Here is a 21,012-nt window from a genome sequence, read left to right on the forward strand (position 1 = left end):
CAGATACCACCATGATTGATCTGTTTTTTGTTATCTTCGTTTTCTCTCAGTTTTTCAAATCTATAACGTCTGTAGCAGATTGTGCTTCATTAGGTGGTGATTGCAACTATTACGATGGATAGAACGACTACTGATAGTGAGAGGTTGGTTCAGCAAAGTAAAGAAATTTGTCCACAACTTAATTGAGTGTTGTAACGATAGTTATCTTGTAAAACAACAATCTGGTGACGACCAGTCAACATATCAGGTAAGGAACGTTTTAGGCTAGCCGCCTTGCCCTCTAATATAGTCCGAAATTCGTTAAAAAATTCCGGTTGGGGGCTGAAAATGGAAGGAGTACAAGTTTCAATTGACCGTATTGTAGTAGAGTTTACAGACGTGTATTGGGATTTTTTTAATCCTTTTCGGTTACGTCTATGTGAGCATTTAAACGTTAATCTTCACTTGAAGGAGAAGGGATTTAAGTATCATTTACATGTAAGAGATGGTGGGCACTACCTGCATATCTCATATCAATTGACCTTCGTTCCAAAGTCAAGAAAGAACACGCTAAGAATCGAGTGTCACCCTGATAGCCTTGTTCATTTCTATTCTTGGCTTAAGCCATTAAAGGACAATGCCACAGCCGTATTGTTTGTTCGCTGTGATATAGGATGGCCTTATGGTAGATGTGACTTGTCTATAGCAACAAGGTCGAATGTATATATTGAATTAAATAGTTCTAATTTCATACCTGTCAAAGAATATATGCTCAACACAAAAAAATACGGATGGAGTAGGGGGTTCACTTAATATTAATGTCGGAAGAAGACTTTTAGTATAAACCTGTTTACAACCCTAACAGAAAGATCATACAATACAACCAACAAATCAAACACTTAAAAACTTAGCAAACTCGCTTGTAAACTTGTAAAGACCTATTCCAACTTAAACCATAAGTTGGAATAGGTCTGTTTCATATTGCTGAAATTAATAAATCAGCCTTGATCATGATTCGCTGTCAGCCAATTTTTCTTGGGTAAGATTTAGCCTTCCGCTCCTGGGCTTTTGAGCAAGCCCTGGGCTCCATCGCTATGCATAGTGCCTTGGATGCAACAAGCACCAGCGAGTACGATACAACGTAGAATACGAGCAGATTTATAATCAAATTTGGTAAGATACCCAGGAAAGGGAGGGCCTAGTTTTGGATGTCAATGACTTTGCCATCAAGAAAGGCCACAACCTATAACACCGGCATCCACAGCATGAGAGGCGAGACTAGGATGTTAGGCTGATTGTAAAGAACTGATTGTGAGGTTGCTCCCATTTTAAGCATGCAAGTTAAAAAGGCATTGTCTTTAGTTCTTCCATGCACTTGTCCTTTTTATATCCCATGTTTTCAAGAATCTTGTATTCTGCGATTTTACGAAGTCCACCTACATATCTACACAATACCATCTCCTCACGATATGACACACTGACATTTAGTAGGCACTCTTTGATAATTTTCAGCTTAGTGACTGCATCATTATCATTTATGCAACCTACATAATTCCATGTTGCACTGGTGATATTACTTTCTTTAAATGCCATTCTATATGGTTCATTTCGGTACCTCTCATCTTTATCTAGGATTTTAGCTAGAATCCTGTCAGCTAAAATTGACTCTTCAATCAACATCGTTCTAGCAGGTCTTTCCTCCCAATGATGTGTTCCTACACCTAACCCACGATCTGTTCTGACACTAGTTGTCAGTTTTTTATGCACATACTTGATGATAATCTGCTGCCATTCTTCTGGATGATCAGCAGCCGTAAAAGATGAAAAGTAATTATCCAAAATACTGCTTTCTCTAGAGTATGCACAATCCAGATCGTTGCGGAGTCTGTAATTGTCTTTTGTCATAACTCTATCATGTTGTTCCGCAATTACCTGCTCGACAGAATATTCCTTTTCATCTGCACCAAGTCCATGTACAGGAATATTCCTCATAATATTCAGGGCAAATTCTTCTGCTTTACCTCCCAGTTTTGAAACTATTTTTTTGAACTCATTATCTTTGCTGCTTTCATCCTCTGGTTTGAATGCTTCCAGCAATTTTCCTTTTATATCTTCAAGAAAAAGTTCTTCCGGAAGAGTAATTCTGTCACGACTCATTGTCGGAAAAAGGATGCAGTGACTTGCTGGATCTAAAACATCTAATTCTGTAGAAATAATGTTTCCTTTAAAATCCTTAAACAACTCACTGAACGCAGCCATATCTTTACGTATTGATAATCGCTCGTCTTCATATTCCTGTTTTGTAAAGAGGATTGCTTCTTTCTTATACAAAAAGACAGCTTTGCTGGTTGCAACATCTGCTTTAATTTCTGTAACAATTTTCCGTAGCGTCTGTGATTCATCGCTATTTTCTGGTTTTAATAAGAATAAATAAATATCAGATTTAGCAATTTTGGATGCCTCTACATTACCAGAGACGCCTGGTGTATCCACAATCTCGATGCTCCCAAGACCACACTCTCTAAGAATCTCTTTACAAAAAGTACTCGGTCTTTGAAAAGTATCAATATATGTGTTACTGTTTTTTCGATTCGGATAACGATCTTCTACTGCTCTAATTTCCCTAATGACACCTTCAATTTCAACCATCTTTTCGATATTATCCTGCCAATATGGTTGATCAACGAGAGACGATACTCTCTCCCTTAATTTCTTCAACTCGTCATCATTATCATCTGCTAGATAGATACTATTGAAATCTGTATGGAATACATAATACTCCAATGTTATATACTCGGAGATTTTAATATAGATCGGGCAGGCAGTTTTATCAGCACTATTTCCACAAAATAGTTTAACAAAGCCTGTTCTATCAGAAACAAATCTTGAAATTAAGAACGACTTTCCACCACGTGCTCGTCCTATTATTGCCATGCGCTTTGAGGATATGTTACCTGTTGAAATCACGTCATATCCATCATCGAATTTCTTCCGAAGATATGTAACGATATCCTCCGCTTTCCATATAGGTCCAGCAGACGTTTCGGTAAAAGGATCGGGGAAATTTGAATCACGAGTTCTCCAATTTGAAACGTTGCTGTTGCTAGTCCCACATAATTTTGCTACATCGCTTAATGCTAACAAATCCTTTTCAATAATCACGACAATGTCCTCCTGTTAACTTTGTTCACTGAATTGTGAACGATGTTCACGATCTCGTGAACGTAATATACAAAAAGCGATGGTAAATGTCAATCCTAAAGGGGAGTGGTTCAAGTATTAAACGACGCACTTAAAACAACTTAATTATGATGCTAATGTTGCAAACAAGTTATAGACCACCGATAGGAGTACGCTTAACTACTCCTATCGGTGGTCTATATAATATATTTTTAATTTTCTATTTCCCCCGTTCGTTATTCCAAATCAGAGTATGCAGTTGTGGAAGTACCCTAGCAGTTTGCAATTCTGGATCATTAATAACTAAGTTAAATAACCATTCTAATTTGTTTAATAACTGTCCAGCAATACACTCACTGCGTGTAACCTCAGCATTCCCTACTTGAAGATATAAAGGAATGTCAGGAAATAAAACTTGGATTTTTTTTGCAAAAAGATAATCAGTTTCATCGAAGATAACTACTTTTAAAGATACTTTCGAATGTTGGAGGTTCGCAAAGATAAATCGGAGAACTTTCCAATCTGTAGTCATCAAAGAACTAGGAGGTTTAGGGCTAATGGTTAATATGTCAACATCATTAAACCAATCCTTCCATATACTCCCTTGAGTCTCCACAATAATTTTTTTTGATCTTTTGTGAAGTTCAGAAATAAGGTCATACAGAGGTTCGTTATAGAGGGCAGGATTACCACCTGATATTGTGACATATGTACAGCCATCTAAACCAATTGAATTCAGTTTATCAATGATTTCTAAACTGGTTAAACGTTGTATACTTGATTTGCTCGAGCCATCCCATGTAAACGCTGAATCACACCAAGAGCATTTGTAATCACATCCATATAAACGAACGAACATTGTCTTCAGTCCAATAACAGAACCCTCTCCTTGAATAGTCGGTCCAAAAAGCTCAATTACTGGAAGTTTACTCATAATCACAAACTCCACTTTGTACATAAAAAGGTCCTTTATGATCTATATCTGAAGCAAAGACTTCTACCCAACTAGTAGGTGTTTCCCAAAGTTTTATGGACCATACTGGAAGGTTGGCTTTAATAAGTTCAAAACAAATGTATTTAGACATATTCTCTGCGGTCGTACGACATCCAACGATACAAATCTTTGACCCAGTAGACTCTAGTGTTTGGAGAACAGGTTCATTCCCTGCTGCTAGGAAAGCATGGTCAAATTTATCTATAATAACTTCGTTAACAATTTTTTTGAGATCGCTAAAATCCATAACGAATCCTTCGTTGGACACATCTTCAGGACCATAGGCTTTACCTCGAATGACAACTTCTAGTTTATACGTATGTCCATGTACATTTGCACATTTTCCATTGTGACCTATAAGTTGATGGGCAGCATCAAATTGAAAGATCTTGCAAACGCTGACTTCATTTTTCACAAAGTGTTGCCCCTTTCTTGAAGATATTGTTCTAATCCTGCTCTGCGTAAAAGACATGCTGGACATTCACCGCATCCGTCTCCAATAATTCCATTGTAGCAAGTTAATGTCTTCGTTCTTACAAAATCAAGATGTCCTAACTGATCGGCTAATTCCCAGGTTTGTTTTTTATTTAGCCACATTAGCGGCGTGTGAATTACAAAATTGTAGTCCATTGAAAGGTTTAATGTGACATTGAGGGACTTAACAAAAACATCTCTACAATCCGGGTAGCCACTAAAATCGGTTTGACATACACCTGTAATAATATGATAGTAACCTAATTGCTTAGCTAAAATGGCTGCAAAGGAAAGGAATAACATATTGCGGCCATCTACAAATGTGTTTGGAAGTGCGCCTTCGCTACCTGCTTCTATTTCAATATCTTCTCTAGTAAGGGCATTCGGTGCTAATTGGTTGAGCAAGTTAAGATCTAGAACATGATGCTTCACATTGAGTTCTTTTGCAATTTCAGAAGCACATTCCAATTCTAACTTATGACGTTGGCCGTATTGAAAAGAGACGGTTTGAACTTCATCATATTCTTTTAGTGCCCAGAGTAGACAGGTAGTACTATCTTGCCCTCCACTAAATACAACAAGTGCTTTTTTATTCATGAGATATATATTCTCCTTTGTCGATGAATCATGAGTAGTATGCTTCATAACAAGTATATCATTATAAAATTAGCGATCACGCTTAGTCTTTTGGAACTATTGTTAATTAACAGGAAACCTTTGGAATGAATTCTTCGTTGTTAGATCCGTCACAAACCAATAAAGTATCTTTTCGCCCCCTCGTTGGCCATGCCAGTAAGGGAAGGGGGGTAGCTGATTTCAAAATCCTATTATATAATAGTGAAATACTGAAAAAATTGAGAAAAGGTGAACGAATGAAATACCTAGTTATTCTACTATACTTAACGGCTATTGTTACAGCCAATGTCGTAACAGCAGGAACAAATCCTATTCAACTTGGAATATTTATTATTCCAGCAGGATCCTTTATTATTGGGGCAACCTTTATCCTTAGAGATTTTGTTCAAATTTATGTGGGGAGAAGAACTGTATATATTCTTATTATCATGGCAATGATTTTGTCTGGGGTAACTTCGTATTTACTTGGTGATGGACTTTGGATTACATTTGCATCTGTTTTGACTTTTTTAGTATCAGAGACCACTGATACAGAAATTTATACTCGTTTAAAGTTTCCGTTCTATCTGCGTGTAATGTATAGCGGCATTGTTGGGGGCTTTTTAGATAGTATTATTTTTGTAGTGGTAGGGCTGTCACCGCTTGGAGCAAACTTTATTCCATGGAATGCAGTTATATATGCGATTTTAGGCCAGATTATTGTTAAAACCGTTGTTCAGTTGCTTGCATCGGGTGTAATTCGTCTCGCCTTAAATAAGAGATTAGAGCGATTTAACTGAGAGCAAAGCCATTTTAAATACAAAGAAATATATGTTACTATTGCAGGGGAACAAACATTTGTATATTAGGGATACGGAGGACATATGGAAAAACGCATATTAGTAGTGACCTCATGTACGGGTGAGAAAGTCAGCAAGCCTGAGAATCAATTGTTATTTGAAGATTTTCAGGATGCAAACAGATTACATCAGAGAGAATCCGAATTATCCCCGTATAGAACAACAGCCAAGGATATGTACACAGGTAGTCAACATCTGGCATTGATGGAAGGCATTAATCTTTACCGAGAGTACGGCGGAAAAATTGATGTTAATATAATTTCTGCAGGGTATGGATTGTTAAGTGAGAATGAAGAGATCGTTCCTTACGAAGTGACGTTTAACAATATGAATTCCCAAACTATAAAGAATTGGTCAAAAAGACAAAGAATTACCGAAACACTGCAAGAAAGAATTCGCGAATACGATCTAGTGTTCTTTCTCCTTGGTGATAAGTATCTACAGTCTGTTGAATGGCCGCTGAGTATTAGTAGTCAGCAAAGACTTTTCTTTTTTGCAGGGAATTCAAGTAGAACCAGAGTTATGGTTGAAGAAAATTATCATCTTCTTTCTATAGGGGAGGATGAGGCCAAAGTATTTAGATTCGGGCTCATTGGTATTAAGGGATTTCTTTTTGCCCAACTGTTAAAACAAGCATCTGCTGTGGGCCACCATAAAATCTGGGAAGATCTTTATTTAAACCCGGCTAAAGTACGTGATTATGTTATGGAATCTTTTGCAAGCAAAGATAAGCAACTTACTCTATCTGATTTTTCTGAAAAAGAAAATAGAGTTGACTCACTTAAAGCATCTAATCTCTTAAATTTTTATAGTGAGTTATTCCCAGTACCAGATTCTTTAATTGCTATAAACTATAAAGCGGAACTTAACTTCTTTTTGCCAGAGAATGATGATCGAGTTGATCCTAACTATGACTTTATAAATGATGTCTCTCATAAAGACCGGAATCCATTGCTACACGATGTGTATTCTCACCAGATTTATGGAACTCCTCAATATGATGGCTTGTTGGTATCTAAAGTTAACATTGATAATGCTACTAAACAAAAAGTTCAACTCATAAAAGAAATGGGTGGCATTCACAAGTTTCTCCATCTGCCAGAGGACTTTCCAATCATGGGGGATTGCGGAGCATTTAGTTATATTAGCAACGAAGTTCCGCCGTATACTACGAAGCAAATTATCGACTATTATGATGAATTGGGAATCAATTATGGTGTTTCGGTTGATCACTTGGTCGTTGGCCCGTTTAAGAAGGACTTGGACACAAGGCAGTTTAGATATGAGTTAACACTGAAAAGGGCCGAGGAATTTATTGTGGAATACCGTAAAGGGACACATAAGTTTCATCCGATTGGAATTATTCAAGGATGGGATCCCCAGTCATTTAAAGAAGCGGCATTGCACCTAATCAATTTAGGCTATGACTATATTGCGATTGGTGGACTCGCAAGGGAACAATCGGGAAAAATATATGAGATTTTAAGAGAAATTTCACCCATTATTCCAAATGAAAAATTCCGTTTGCACTTGTTTGGTGTTGCGCGTGATATCCGCACGATGAGATCTTTTCATAAACTTGGAGTTACTTCATTCGACTCGAGTTCTCCATTGCGACGTGCTTGGCTAGGTACAGGACATAACTATCATGCTTTGAGTGGAAAACACTATACAGCTATTCGAATTCCAGAAGCTAAAGAAACATCCGGTAGAGTGAAAAAGATGGTTCAAGAAGGAAAGGGAGAGTTCCTTCAGTACAAAGAACTTGAACAGAGTGCTCTAAAGGCATTGAGAGCATTTAGTAATGGAGAATTGGGATTGGAAGAAGCCCTGTCAGCGATACTACGATATGATGAACTGCTAGGGGAGAAGCGTGAAGTCCATGAAGATCTCTACCGTGAGGTGCTCGCTGAACGTCCATGGGAGACATGTGGATGCGAAATATGTAAGACAATTGGTATCGACACAATAGTGTTTCGTGGGAATAATCGAAATAGAAGAAGAGGTTTCCATAACACGCATGTGTATCATGAGCAAGTCAAAGCACTTAGGAAATCTTTAGATATACCTCATGGTTAAATTTATAAGGTTTGACGACTTTAAGATATAGTAATGCTGCGTAAGTTGCCCTAGTGTGATACACTAGGGCATATTTGCTTTGGGGGAATTCTAATGCAATTTTCAATTGATGAAGTGCGCAGGTTAAATAGGAACAATGATACAGTTTTTTTTAGCGTTAATACATTACATAAACTTAGATTATGGAATTTTCCTGTTATAAATACAGCAACCTTTAACCAGAATGTTGTTACGGTAAGTTACGAAGAAATGATAAGCCAAACCACAGATAGAATACAGGTATCCAATCCGGTGTTCCTCTACCCTCTACCAGAAGGTGAGGAAGGGGATGAATACGTAACACTCTTTGTTTCGTCAAAGCATTATTTAGCAGAATATTGTGAGAAAGTAACGCTATCTTATGATTTTATCAATCGAATAGTCGAGAGAAAAGATAAACTCAGTAGTAACTCTACCAAGTTACTTACTCTTCATTCGTTTCAAGGTATCTTGAAGATGTTTAACGACGTCAAAATTAAAAATGAAGAATGGCCTAATTACTGTAGTGACTTCATCCAATATTTAAAATGTCTGATTAAAGAGTATCCGTTTCTTGGCTACCTGCCTATCGCGGAGCGAAAAGATTTCAGAGAAAAATCTGTTGCAGATATGAGTTTTGCCTGGGAGTTTTATATTAAATTTTTCGTAGATGAATGGAGTTCCAAAGATTATGTAGTCAAGATACCAAACTTATCTAAACCATTTCATCATATGAGTTGGACGGGAGATTTTTTTCAACGCGATAACCCTTTTTGGCAATCGTATCTAAGTGTGAATGGGAAATTTCGATTTCATCGCGCTGTTCGTGAATCTATATATCAAATTTGGAAAGAATGGATAGAGTGAGCCTTAATAAGGCTCACTTTTTTTATTATTTAGTGGTAGCTGGGATAAAGGAAATATGCTAAAATTCATTTATCACGTAAAGTCACGTAAAAAAAGAAAGGAGAGATATCTTGCAATTCTATGTTGGATGGTCTCATAGCGATGCTATATTTACAGATTATTATCCGGATTGCTCTATTCTCGTAAGCGCTGTGCCCGATAACAAAGGGACTATAGGAAGGTTTAAGACAAAACCAAAAAAATTAATACTGGACTGTGGGTCGGTCTATTATGTAAAACAAGAAACTCGCCCCTCACTGAAAGATATATTTCAGATACAAATATCTTTTCTTGAGAGTTGTGATCCTTACGAGGCTTACATGGTTCACTTTGATGAGCCGATGCTCAACAAAACATCACTATCGGAACGATATATGGCTATGGAAAAAACATTGTTTAATGCTTACGAATACATGAATCTTTTTAATTCTAAGAATTTTCCTAGACATGTAGTACCAATGGGGGTAATCCAGGGCTACGATCGGGCAAGTATAGAATTTTCTGCAAAAGAGTTATCTCGAATCGGTTATAGATCATTTGGTATCGGTTCTTTGTTGTCACAAAATCAAAATAAACAAATTGAAATGATTAACTATGCAGCAGATATAGTTGGGTCATCTAACCTTCATGTCTTTGGAGTAACAGGGGTTCCTCAGATGCAAGCTATGATTAATATTGGGGTGAAATCTTTTGATTCTACGAGGCCAACAATGGCAGCGGCTTTCTTTCAGGTGTTTTATAGCAGACCATTTAAAACCTTTTTTTTGTCCAAGTCACACGCAAAATTAAGTAGTCCACGACTCAGTGAACCGCTTCCTTGTAATTGCCCTGTATGCCAAATTAATGCCTATGATCTCTTTATTCCTTCGCCAAGGAAACACATGAGACTGAGATCAATACATAATTATTATCATCTCTCTATTGTAATTAATGACTTATTGAAAGAAAAGAACGGAGGCGAAGCATATGCTCTTCCAGATGTGTTATGGACCAGAAATTGAGTCAATCTATGAAACGATTAGAGAGCAAAGTGGCATTAAAATCAATACACTTCGAGAATATTATCAATATACAGAAGAAGGAGATATTACTTCCTTGATTGAGGGAGTTATAACCATACTTCTAGATCTCCACTTTATACGAAAAGAAGAAGGAGTACTATTTGCTGTTGAAGATAAGGAATGGAGTAACAAAGAGGTATTTAAACGGTTAAGCAAAATCTCATTATCACAGAATGAAGATGAAGAAAGCTTAAATTACATCTTCTCCTCCTTATACAATCAGGTTTTTGTAAAACAAGATAAGATGTTCGAAACTAACATTCATTATCATGTAAACAAAAATTTTACAAAAACAATGATTGGTCATGAGAAAATCAATGCTTGGAAACGGATGATGGAATCTTGGGGATTAGGGAGGCGGGTATACACAGGATTTTATGCATTACCTCATATTTCACTTTTACAGGAGATTGTAGAGGAGGTAGGCGAATGGGAGGGAGCACTTCATCTATTTTGTGAAGAGAAAATCCATCCTGTTCTACCATGCATCACTTCAGAGGGTATGATCTTTAGAGGTGCGATTTTTGGATTAATGGGGTTACAACATAAGTCACTCGAAATTAGCTACAAACAAGACCTGCCTTTTAAATCGTATGGACCTAATCAAGAGTGGAATTGGATTCAACTAAAAAAGAAGCAGGGGGATAACGATGATACCATGTCTAAATAAAGATGCGCTAAAGTTATTGGTAGGAACTGCAGATGAGAGGTATAACTATTCTCCCGATTACTTTCAAAAAACGCATTTTCCTCAAGTCATGCATAGATACCATGGAAATCAACTTCTTGAAGAAATAACTGAAAATGAACTATTTAAAAATTTATTAGAAGTGGATGCTGAAGGAAACCGTGTGTTTTTCTTATTTGGTTCTACTGGATCTGGTAAATCTGAGTTATTGTGTTGGATCAAAGATAAATGGCAACTACATGAGGTGAATCGACCTGTTGTCCGTATTTCTCGTACTGAGCTCAATCCCCAGGTTTTGATAAAGAAATGTTATGCTGCCATAGGTATTCCTTTAGGGATATCTATTGATGAAACCCGTTGGGATCTACTACTTAAGAAACCAATAACCTTAATAAATCAAATTGTGTGGTCAACGCTGTCAGAAATTCTTCCTACCGATGAAGAGATTGTTCCGACTGCATTATTAATAAGGCCTGTTATTGAAAAGAACGTAACAGAATTTATATTGCAAGTGCAGAATGGCCGAATAAAGAAACCATTGGAAGTGCTACATCAAAATCAATTTGATGACCTAATATCGAACACCACGCTTCAAATTCCCATAGATTATTCCTTATTAAGAAAAAAACTATCACAAAAACTAGATCAATTCTTATTTGAAGGTAAAGATATTGCTTCTCTTTTTAAGGAGTTGACAGAGCAAATAAAAAGAATGAATATACGTCCGTTGTTACTAATTGATGATCTTGTACAGTCAGTTAATATATATGCTACTGATTTGCTGGATCAGATAATTACCCTTGAGGAAGGAAAGTGGGATGTAGTCATTGGTCTTACACCAGGAGTTGTTCGAGACACAGATAAAGGATTCGATCTCACACAACGAATTCAAAATTTGGACACCATCACAGATAGAGTAAAAAAATTGTGGTTGTCTGATGAGTCAGGAAAGGATTTCTACAACTTAGATCGCTCTCAAGTGTCCAGTTACATGTCCAATTATTTAGTTCAGTTAAAAGCTTCTCAAGGGTTCGCCTGTGGTAATCAATGCCCTCATTATTGGGAGTGTAAAGGTTATAGTATATCGGAAGAAGAAGAGGTTGATGATGAAAAGATAGTACAAGAGGTAAATCTCTTGCCGTTTAATCGTCATTTGATCAGAAGAACATTTGATGCCATTCCGGTGGGTAAAGGTAAACTTAGATATATGATCCTTAATAGTAAAGAGATCATTCGTTTTTTTCAGAATGGAAAAAGGGAAAAGATATCCAGAGTGCTTCCTTTGGTAAAAAGGGAGAAGTTCTCCGATCATCCTGAGCTTTTTATAAAGACGTATGCTGAATGGTACGTTCCTGAGGAAAAGGATGAATGTCTTATTCCCCAAAAAATATTACGCTATTTTGGATATCTTGATGAAGAAGTGAAAGTTAGCCTGAACACTCTTGAAACTAAGAGTGAAATTAATTCTGTTCTGATGACGAAAGGAGATCCACAACAACCCAATGTAGTTAAATCTAGCGTTAGAGATTGGGTTGAAGGTAAGAAAGTCAATCCAGAACTTCTTGACTCTGTAAGGTTGGGAGTTTCGTCTCTCATTCATGAAGTAGTAAAAGGTGTAAATATGTCACTACCGTCCACTCCAAGAATGACATCTACCATCCAAAGGAGAAGTGTAGTGAACCGAACTCGCTATCCTATTACATTAGATTCAAAGGGGACAGGAATTAGAAGTATAGTCGTCAAGCGAGGGTTTGCTGCGCTCCAGATTTCAAATTTTCAATCGTTAAAGTACTCGGAAAAAGCTAGAGTTTTTCAACAAATTGCAAATGAATATGAGACCGCAAGATGGATATATAATTCGGAAGACATAAAACGTAGTTGGCATTGTGAATTAGAGAAAGGCTTGGGAATGTCCATTGATTCTTTTGTTTATCTTTTGAAAAATTGGGCTGAAACATGTCTTGAAATTGGAAATGCCCGATGGTCATCAGAGGTACAAAAACAGTTCCATTTAACTCAGGATGTGTTAAATCTTATTGAGGAGAGTTATAAGGATTGGCATTTGTTGCGAGATAACTTGATTAGGTTTCCCAAATCTAATGGTAAAAGAGAATTGGCCTTTGAATTCGATCTTTGGTTGGAGAGTTATCAACCTGTCAAGGAGCTAGAACAATACCAGATTGGAGAAGAGTCACTCTATGTTTTTCTTCTACGATTGAAAAATAATTATTTAACGTATCTTGGTTTATTAGATAAGTACCTAAAACAAAAAATTCAAACGGCAAAAGGCATGCTTCCCTTTTTATTAGGGTCGAGAAATAAAAAATACTTGTTACATGCAGAAAGAATTAGGGGGTTTGATGTAACAACAACATATACGCTTCAAGACTACTTAAATTATTCGGAATTTGAAGAAAGTCTTGAGCAAGAGGGAATTATGAACAGATTTTCAGTCAATGCATCTCTATATAGAGATGTAATGGATTTGTCTAAGCAATTCGAATCAGTATGCTTAGAGGTTGAGAAACAAATGGGTGAGTTCAATAAAATATTAAGCGAGGATTGGAGTAATGATCGTCCTGATTGGTCAAAGCTTTCTATAGAAAAAGAAGAGTTAATCAAGACTATAGATGATCTAAGTATGCTGATACACTGTTTATCCATTTCTCGAAATGCTTGGACACAAGTCCTACGTTCCAACCATGTAATAGACGACGTAAAGTTAGTAAAAGCGATATGGGCCAGGTTAGTGCAAACTGCAAAACAGTTAGTAAGACGGAAGGGAGCCAATCTAGACATTCAGAATAATATTGTTGAATGGCAGAGTATTGATTTTTATGAACTGAAAACTCGTTTGGAAGTGATGGACATACGAGAATTTGAACAACAGAATGTGATCAAGCATCTAAAAAATGATCTTGGATGTGAAGGTGTGAAGAGCTTAGATGACTTGATAATGAAAATTGAACTTAATGACGATTTACGCCCATCTGTTAAGAGACATTTGAAATTATTATTAGAACAGGGCTCTACTACGCTTCCGCCTATGCAATGGAAGCGATTGTTGGATGAATTAAAAATGAGATTTCCAGCCCTCTTTGAGGTAGTTGAGATACGCTTGGTTGCTTCAGGATGTAAATAAGATTTTGAAGAAGCTTAGAGGTGTTAGCCTCTAAGCTTTTTTTTGTAGGAGCAGATATTCCATGTTATGACATAAATCGTTTGGAAAAGACATACTAGTTCCTCCTAATTTCTTTTTCCAAAGTAGTTCATATATGGTACGATATCTCTATACAATAGTGATATAGTTTTAATTTTCCATTCTTAAGGAGGACTTTATGCTTACTCTATTCACATATAGTAATCAGAGACCAGCAGAATCACAAGTTAGAGACCTTATTATAAAGGGTCGTAGTTATACATATTTAACTGCCACCATGGCTATTGCTATTCAACGGGAAAAAGATGGTCTCATACCTGCGGAGCAAGTTTTCCAAGACGATGAAGGTAAAGACCGTAAAAAGGCACTATTTGCAGATGTACTAAGGGAGTGGACAAAGCGTGAGTATTTGTTAGCACCGCGTGGCGAAGCCAAAACAATGTTATTCCGGGCTATGGATGAAGTTTCTAAAGATGACATAAGCCTGCGCAATTTATTACGCCATGATTTTATGTCTTGGAGTCGCTTATTGTATGATCTAGCTGCACAGGGGATCGATTTACGTATTGAGGAACTTTCAAAAATAAAGAAGGACCAACTTGTTAATCCAAAGATAGAAGACTATCTGAAAGAGATTCAAAAAACATTTTATGATAATTTGAGAAGAGAAAATAAAAAAATATTTGAGCAAGCTATTCGAGAGTATCTTAAGAACAACCAAATTACTACGGATATAGTTATAATGGAAGGTTTTACATTTTTGACAGATTTACAAAAGTGGTTTATAGAGCAGTGTGAGAAGCAAGGAAAAGAAGTATTCTTCTTAGCACCCTATAATGATAATCAAAAGCAAGCTTATCAGATTATTAGAAACACATATGACTTTATTTGGGCTGGTCGTAGTTCAATTAAAACGAGTGAATTAAGCACCAAAGAGGATATCGAATATATCCAAAAAAAACTATTCTCTGATAGTGAAACTCAGATTTTCCCTAAACAAGTTGAGAATGTTTCTCTGAGACAGTTTGTAAATCGAGATCGCGAGCTCCAGGGATGCCTTGAACAAATAGAGAAATGGTTTAGTGAAGGTCTGTATCAACCTGAAGAAATTGTAATTGTTACTCGTAGGGCAAAAGAATTTAATGATCGTTTTCAAGACTATCTTTCCATGAATCCCTTAGAATTTACAGATCAAGATGGGAATAAACATTTAGTAACTCTGCCAATCAATCCGAGATTACTGTTGTTAACACCTGTTGGGAGATTTATTTTAAATCTCTATCAATTATGGCATGAAGAAGGTTTTTTACTTGAATCGAATGAATTCGAATCTATTATAGCATCTGGATGGCTGGGTGCATCAATTCAAGACTCGACATCTTTATTTAGAGCGGCAAAAAATCAGTATTTTACTGCATGCAAAACGAAAGAGGAATGGATTGAAAAACTAGAGCAATTGGAAAGATATAGCGAAGAGACAGATGATGTACGTCTTCCAACTAAATTAATAGATTCTGAAACAGTTAGGAACTGGATTAAGGTTGTAAAGATGTTGGAATCTGTTTGTTTCAGATTATTTTCGAACAAAAAATCCCCAGTAGCAGAGCATATCGAAAAGTTACAAGAGCAATTAAATGAAATGCTCCCCGAAGATATTCGGAAATCAGAGAAAGAGGTTCTGGAGAAAATTAGGGAGGTGTTTGATGAATTAAGTAATTATTATTCTATTGATCTTACAACAACTGAATTTGGGGATGCTCTTCATGCTATAACTCGGGGAGAAAGCGACAATGAAGATGAAGAGGAGCAAGAAAAATCAAATGTAACAAGTCATAATCTGCGTATTGTTATACCAGAGACATTAGATGGAATGCAGTTTAAGGCTGTGATATATGTAGGATGCGACAATGTTCATGCACCTGTTCTATACCCTGAACCATGGCCATTTTATGGGGATGGAAGAAGAGAGCATTTGTACAAAGAGAGATATATGTTTTTGACTGTAGTTAAATCTGTGCAAGAAAATCTTGTGATTAGCTATGCCCAAAAGGATGGAGACCATTCCTTTCAACCAAGTACATATTTCCAAGAAATTGAGAGAATACTTGGAGCTAATAGAGAAAAGAGGGCTCTTCTCGATACACTTGATGTAAGTAAAGCACCTGAAGATATAAAGCAATCAAAAGCACGTTCGGCTAAAAGGAAAGAGTATAGTTTGAGTGAAATAGCTCATTATGGTCTGTGTCCACTCAGATATAGACTCGAGATGCTACATCCAGAAGTACGAATGTATCGTAATGGGTGGCAACTTGAGATTTACGCGCAAGGAGTATGGCTTAATCGCATTTTTAGTCTAATTGAAAGAAATAAAGAAGAAAAACCTTATTCTCTACCTACTTCCCAGTTTCTAATGAAATATATGCAATCATCGAAAGAGGGAATGTTAAAGTTATTTCCGGCCTTTGGTTCAATAACTTGGCATTCAATAGAGAACCAAGTTAAGAATCAAATATTATATTTCGAAGATGTGACTAAGCATTATTTTAAAGGTGTTAAAAAAGGAAAAAAGGAATCTTTTCGTGTGATGTTATCTGGGACGAATGAAGAGAGGACAGTAAAAATTAATCTTGATGTTCCATTCATAGCTGACAGAACAAAAATACAATCACCACTCATAAATTACCTCCAGACAGAAGAATGGCTGTTACCAGGAAGCATTAAAGATGAAAAGGGTGGCAATGGGACGGTAGAAGATATAGATATTGAAGGAGTCAGTTTATTTCCTACACAAAAAAGAGCTGTTGATTGGTGGAGAGATACCATTAATTCTTACTATATGGTAGAAGTTGAGAAAAAGAGTGGATCTAACTGGTATACCAACAAATTAGAGAAGCATTATTCAGGTGTAAGAGAAAAAATAGTACATTGGATAAATAACATTGAGAGTAGTAATTTCCCGAAAAATACTGGGGATCACTGCAAATCATGTCCTGTCAGGTTAGAATGTTTAGGTATAACTGTAGCAAAGGAGGATTTCACTGAATGAGTATTCTAAGAGGTGGTATTTCTGTATCAGAAGAACAAGCCGCTATAGTCGACAGTGTTAGAGATACTGAAAAAATTACAATTGTCTCAGCAGGAGCTGGATCAGGTAAAACGCGTACAATGGTAGCTACTGTTTTACAATTAATAGATGATGGAGAAGTAAATATAGATGATTTTGCTTTGATTACATTTACAAATAAAGCATCAGATGAGATGCGTGAAAGGCTCGAAAACGGGGTGTATGATAGAGTTAAGGAAGCAGAGAAAAATAATGACTTTACTCAACGTACAAGATGGATTGAACAGAAGGAACGAATTGCTTCCACATTTATTGGAACAATTCATAAATTTTGTACAATGTTACTTCTTAATTTTGGATACACAGAGCATATTGCTCATGAATCCCAAATATTAATGGCTAAACATTACTTTAAAACGGCTTTGAAGAAGACTATGAGCGAAGCACTGGATAATCCTGATACCAAGTGTCTTTTTGACATAGAAAAAGTAGAATGGGCTACACATGAAATGGCTAATAAAATTGAAAAGTGGTACGAAGAGATCCGAAGCAGGGGCTATTCGGTTAAAGATATGGTAGAAAATACGTTTGCTCAAGATGAAAAGGATGATAATCAAAATTATCGTAATGCTATTGCTCACATATTGAATATGTTAGAAAGCAATTATCAAGAAGTAAAGAATAGTGTGAACGGTATGGACACAAATGACTTGCTTCATAAAAGTGCCACCCTTATTGAGCATCATAGGGATCAAATAACTCCATTAGTTGCTTCCCGATTCCAATACTTATTTGTTGATGAGTTTCAGGATACAGATGAACTACAAATGCGGATCATACAGGAGTTATCACCAAAATTGCAGCATGTACTCGTTGTTGGTGATCGTAAACAAGCTATTTATGCATTTAGAGGATCAGACCATCGAGTGTTAGAAAAGATAGCTAATGATAATAAAAAGCCTCTGCTTTCTCTTAGTGCCTCTAGGCGCCCAACTATGCCATTATTTCAAGCTCAAACGTCTCTATTTACACATATGGGAGAGCGCTATAATTTTTTGTTAGACAAATCCACTCAGGCAGATGATGCTCATAATCCTACAGATTCATTAGTACCCTTTCAGTATGAACACATCAATGTGTATAGTGAACGTACACTACCGATAGCTCAACGCTTAGTGGAAAAAATAAATGAGTTCATTGGTCAACAAATTGATGATAGATCTGAGGGATTGCGTCAAATTGAGTATAGAGATATTTGTGTTTTGTTCCGATCAAATTATCAACTATCTCAATACGCGTCACTAATGCCAGAAAGTATTCCTATTCAAACGGATTTTGGGGGCGGTTTCTTTCGTAAACCTGAAATCATATCTTGTTATTATATGTTACAGGCTATAATTAAGTATCCTGATGATGTCTCCCTTGATCTTGCACTTGGAACGCCTTTTCTCCCTTTTAAAGCTTCAAGTTCTATTTATCGTAGCACTGGTGAAAATTTGGTGCTTTGTGATTGGTTCGAAAATGAAGAGGATTGCCAAGAGTGGTACGAAGGGATCCAAAAAATACGCAAACAGATGAAACTTGATTTAGTACCAAAGTTATTAACTGATATTTATGAATTTACTAAAGTGAGAGAGTCCTACGGTAAATTAGGCGACCTCCAAGCAGTGGCAAATCTTGAGAAGTTAGTTATGTGGTCACGAGATCTAATGAATACTGAAGCATTAACTTTACAGCAATTTTTTGATCGTTTTCAATCCGCTCTTTTATCAGGTATGGAGACAGACGAAGCCAGCACTGGTGAAGAGGAAATTAGGTCTAACAAAGTAAGGTTCTCTACCATACATTCGGCAAAAGGATTAGAATACCCAATCGTAATTATTCCAGACATCGGGCGTCCGCTTCTAATGGAAGATAACATACCCGATTTCATACCACATCCTGAGTGGGGTATCGACCTTAAGTTGCCCGGTGAAGTAGGATCCTCTTCCAAGTACAATGAATGGATCGGCTCCTACAGAAGCAATTTTTTAGAGGAAGAAGCTCGAATATTCTATGTAGCGGTAACTAGAGCAGAACACGTTATATGTTTAATTGGGCATGGTAAAACGAAGGCAGGACAGATAGGAGATCAGAATTGGTCTTGGCAAGACGAAGTCTTGAGCGCAAGATCGGCACTTGAGCGGTTAGGTAGTAGTGTAGTGAAGATAAACTTGAACTAAATTAAAAAATGTTCTTTTGAGTGTTAGCAGCTATTAAATATGAACGCAATTTGTGTAGAAAAGGTATCTTATAGTTCTCTCTAGCCCAGCGAAAAATGAATGCCAGATCATATGGCCATTTTTCGTTGAGTTAGAAGGAGTTTTGAGTTAGAGTGTTAACTTTAACCTCTTTCGCTTTTCGAAATTTCATGTCGAATATCTATTCCATCTCCATGGCCTTTTCTTTAATTCAGCAATGTTCCTCTACTTTTCCCTTACAATTATTTAAGAATTTTCTTACTGATAACTAATTACATTTTATTCACCTCTCTACATTCTATTAATAGAATGTCCGACGTTAAAATATATAAAATAAGTGTATTATAAAATATAAACTAACAAACATGGGAATAAAGGATGGGCGGGCGGAGGAATAAATAGAGAAGCGAGAGCGACAGAGGGTTGCCGGGAGGCCAGATAAAGGGTATCCCGCCCGGAGGGGCGGCAACACCAGACAAGGACCTAAAAAAGGGGTTGATCGGAGCGAGAGAGGGAGCGCCAGAGGACAGATAGAAGAGAAGTAGAGAAAGCAAGGGGAAAGAGAAGGGCCCCGAAGAGGGGACCAACCCGGTAGGGGGATGACCCCCTACATTATAGTCTGATATTAATGGGAGGCTAATCATATGGAAATCGAACTTATTTAGAAAACATCGAAAGGTAGGATTTATTATAAAGACTCAGGAAACCATTCGTGTATCTAAAGTAATTGAAATGACAAAAAGAGATTATGATAATATCTATGAATTTAGGAACATCATAATACCTTGTATTTAAGAGATATATAAGACATTGCCTATTAATATACATATATTTAATCCATAATTTTATTACTTCATTCATTACATAAAGAAGAAAAGGAAAGAGGCATTATACATTATTCAGAGTCTGGAGAACGTTATGGTATTATGATTACGAATTCCATGGATTGATTTAAATCTAATGGACCAATATGTAGTACATATGACCTTCAGTACCACTCTAAGAAACAACTAGAAATAAGATGATCTAATACACTTAAATGTGTATTAGATCTTTTTTATGTAATCGTATATTCATATAAAAGAGTTATATATTATTTACCTGTATACTCCCAATAACACTTAACGCATGAAGGAGCAAATGAATCATATGGAAATTACGTTAAAGCAGGTTTCCAGAGAATATACAGTTTATGGTGGTACGATTAAGGATGAAAAAATTTATTATTCGTATATGGTACGAGTAGAAGGAGGAGATGTCTCTCAAGCAGTGATTATGGAAATGGTTAATGGTCTACCGTTGGCAGTTACCGAAAAAACATTTAAGGAAATCGTATCACGAATAGAACAACGCATCCGTCAAAACGAGAGTCTGTAAGTTTGCCTCTAGATCATATATCATAAAACACCCACCAAGAGAAATAAACTAGCTTAGTGTGAGAGTATATGTGTTGGGCTGATTATGATTCTGTAAGGTTGTATTGGAAAAGAGAAGTAACGTGCAGGTAGGAAATGAACTTAACATAAATTTTTACATGTTATTCTATTTAGTTGACGATTTAACTATGATGAAACCCAAAGATAACAATAGTTTTAGACGTTTGAAGGATAAATAAAAAAATAATGGAAACCTTTGTGAATGGATAAGTAATATCCATATCATATACACAAAAAACCCATTATTTTTTTATTTAG

Annotated in this window: 13 protein-coding genes; 9 read left to right on the forward strand and 4 right to left on the reverse strand. The window is 36.5% G+C overall.

The annotated features are described in order from the left end of the window. Nucleotides 1-1,320: 1,320 nt before the first annotated feature. The 4 genes from PPM_RS01020 to queC all read right to left on the reverse strand — a co-directional run bounded on the left by PPM_RS01020 (nucleotide 1,321) and on the right by queC (nucleotide 5,224). Nucleotides 1,321-3,141, reverse strand: coding sequence for a hypothetical protein (locus PPM_RS01020; protein WP_013368832.1), 1,821 nt, complete (start codon nucleotides 3,139-3,141; stop codon nucleotides 1,321-1,323). A 238-nt stretch (nucleotides 3,142-3,379) separates the two neighbouring features. After that, entirely contained in the window at nucleotides 3,380-4,093 is a 714-nt protein-coding gene (gene queE, locus PPM_RS01025) for a 7-carboxy-7-deazaguanine synthase QueE (protein ID WP_013368833.1), read from the reverse strand. Next, entirely contained in the window at nucleotides 4,086-4,568 is a 483-nt protein-coding gene (gene queD, locus PPM_RS01030) for a 6-carboxytetrahydropterin synthase QueD (protein ID WP_013368834.1), read from the reverse strand. The genes queE and queD overlap by 8 nt, the downstream gene beginning before the upstream one ends. Then, nucleotides 4,565-5,224, reverse strand: coding sequence for a 7-cyano-7-deazaguanine synthase QueC (gene queC, locus PPM_RS01035; protein WP_013368835.1), 660 nt, complete (start codon nucleotides 5,222-5,224; stop codon nucleotides 4,565-4,567). The genes queD and queC overlap by 4 nt, the downstream gene beginning before the upstream one ends. A 275-nt stretch (nucleotides 5,225-5,499) precedes the next feature. Between queC and PPM_RS01040 the strand changes: the two genes are divergently transcribed. From PPM_RS01040 to PPM_RS01080, 9 genes are all read left to right on the forward strand, one after another. Next, nucleotides 5,500-6,042 carry a VUT family protein gene (locus PPM_RS01040; RefSeq protein WP_043886077.1) on the forward strand — a complete coding sequence of 181 codons (543 nt, stop codon included), beginning with the start codon at nucleotides 5,500-5,502 and terminating at the stop codon, nucleotides 6,040-6,042. Nucleotides 6,043-6,126: 84 nt separating this feature from the next. Further along, nucleotides 6,127-8,181, forward strand: a complete 2,055-nt coding sequence (dpdA, locus tag PPM_RS01045) for a tRNA-guanine transglycosylase DpdA (protein WP_013368837.1) — start codon at nucleotides 6,127-6,129, stop codon at nucleotides 8,179-8,181. A gap of 93 nt (nucleotides 8,182-8,274) precedes the next feature. Next, complete coding sequence (locus tag PPM_RS01050; protein ID WP_013368838.1) at nucleotides 8,275-9,066, forward strand: hypothetical protein; 792 nt, start codon at nucleotides 8,275-8,277, stop codon at nucleotides 9,064-9,066. Between the two features lie 110 nt (nucleotides 9,067-9,176). Further along, a complete protein-coding gene (locus PPM_RS01055; RefSeq protein WP_013368839.1) occupies nucleotides 9,177-10,106 on the forward strand; it encodes a queuine tRNA-ribosyltransferase in 930 nt (309 codons plus the stop codon). After that, the gene (locus PPM_RS01060) at nucleotides 10,072-10,836 is read left to right on the forward strand and encodes a hypothetical protein (RefSeq protein WP_013368840.1); all 765 of its coding nucleotides are present in this window, start codon (nucleotides 10,072-10,074) and stop codon (nucleotides 10,834-10,836) included. Before PPM_RS01055 ends, PPM_RS01060 begins: the two co-directional genes overlap by 35 nt. Further along, nucleotides 10,817-13,996, forward strand: a complete 3,180-nt coding sequence (locus PPM_RS01065) for a P-loop NTPase fold protein (RefSeq protein WP_013368841.1) — start codon at nucleotides 10,817-10,819, stop codon at nucleotides 13,994-13,996. Before PPM_RS01060 ends, PPM_RS01065 begins: the two co-directional genes overlap by 20 nt. 196 nt (nucleotides 13,997-14,192) lie before the next feature. Next, the gene (locus tag PPM_RS01070) at nucleotides 14,193-17,060 is read left to right on the forward strand and encodes a hypothetical protein (RefSeq protein ID WP_013368842.1); all 2,868 of its coding nucleotides are present in this window, start codon (nucleotides 14,193-14,195) and stop codon (nucleotides 17,058-17,060) included. Beyond that, entirely contained in the window at nucleotides 17,057-19,300 is a 2,244-nt protein-coding gene (locus PPM_RS01075; RefSeq protein ID WP_013368843.1) for a UvrD-helicase domain-containing protein, read from the forward strand. Before PPM_RS01070 ends, PPM_RS01075 begins: the two co-directional genes overlap by 4 nt. A gap of 1,167 nt (nucleotides 19,301-20,467) precedes the next feature. Then, on the forward strand, nucleotides 20,468-20,695 hold the full coding sequence (locus PPM_RS01080) for a hypothetical protein (RefSeq protein ID WP_013368844.1): 228 nt from the start codon (nucleotides 20,468-20,470) through the stop codon (nucleotides 20,693-20,695). The last annotated feature ends 317 nt before the right edge of the window (nucleotides 20,696-21,012 follow it).

The sequence above is a fragment of the Paenibacillus polymyxa M1 genome, from assembly GCF_000237325.1.
Lineage (GTDB): Bacteria > Bacillota > Bacilli > Paenibacillales > Paenibacillaceae > Paenibacillus > Paenibacillus polymyxa_C.